Origin of the sequence: Synechococcus sp. R8-2 (assembly GCF_047461715.1) — a bacterium.
Lineage (GTDB): Bacteria > Cyanobacteriota > Cyanobacteriia > Thermostichales > Thermostichaceae > Thermostichus.
The window spans coordinates 1-813 of the sequence record NZ_JANSHQ010000769.1 but is presented as its reverse complement, the minus strand read 5'-3'; the positions used below and the strand labels follow the sequence as shown (position 1 = coordinate 813).

Below are 813 nucleotides of genomic sequence, written 5' to 3'. Positions count from 1 at the left end.
GGATCCCAGTGGTACGGATCGGCAGCTCCCAGGTCGATTGAGCAGTTGGCGGCGGCCATTCGACGGTTGCCCCCCGGCCCAGAACGGGTGGTGTTGATGTTCCACCACGGTCTAGAAGGCCAAATTGCCCGTTACCAAGGCGCTTTGCGCTACCGGGATCTGTTGCCCTTGCGGGAGGCGGGAGTGGGCTACCTGGCCTTGGGACACATTCACAAAAGCTATTCCGAGGGGGGGTGGATCTTCAACCCGGGATCCCTGGAGGCCAACAGCACTGCCGAATGGGACTTCCAACGGGGGGCCTATCGCGTCCGCTGGGGAGATGGCCCACCCCAAGCGGAGTTGGTGCAGGATTACCATCAGCGGCCCCGCCGCCGGCTCTATCTGGAGGCCAAGGGCAGAGAAACCCCCGAACAGATTGCCGCAGCAGCCATTGCCTTGGCTAAGGGATCCCGCCTTCAGGAAAGTGAGATGGAGCCGATGGTGGAGTTGCGGCTGGTGGGACAGGTGGGGTTCGCCAAGCATGAGCTGGATAGCCGCGCCCTACAGTGTCAAATTCAGCAGCTTACCGGCGCCTTGCTGGTTCTGTTTCGTTTTGAGGCCAATACTTTAGAGCTCGGGTCGGCTGCCCTTTCCTTGGAAGAAGAGGGGCAGAGGCTACAAATCGAAGAGAAAATCTACAGGGATCTGCTGAGCAGCCATGCCCACTACCGCAAACGCAGTGAAGAGCTAGCGCGGCTGCTTCTGGATCTTAAAGAAAAGGTTTTGGATGGGCAAGGAGAATCTGAAGTGTATGCTCACCTAAGGGGAGCTTTT

General features: G+C 58.9%; 1 protein-coding gene. It reads left to right on the top strand.

Annotated features, from left to right (window positions below; all coding sequences use genetic code 11):
• Nucleotides 1–813: metallophosphoesterase family protein (locus NW819_RS14560; RefSeq protein ID WP_414414184.1), on the top strand; the 813-nt coding region annotated here is incomplete at both ends.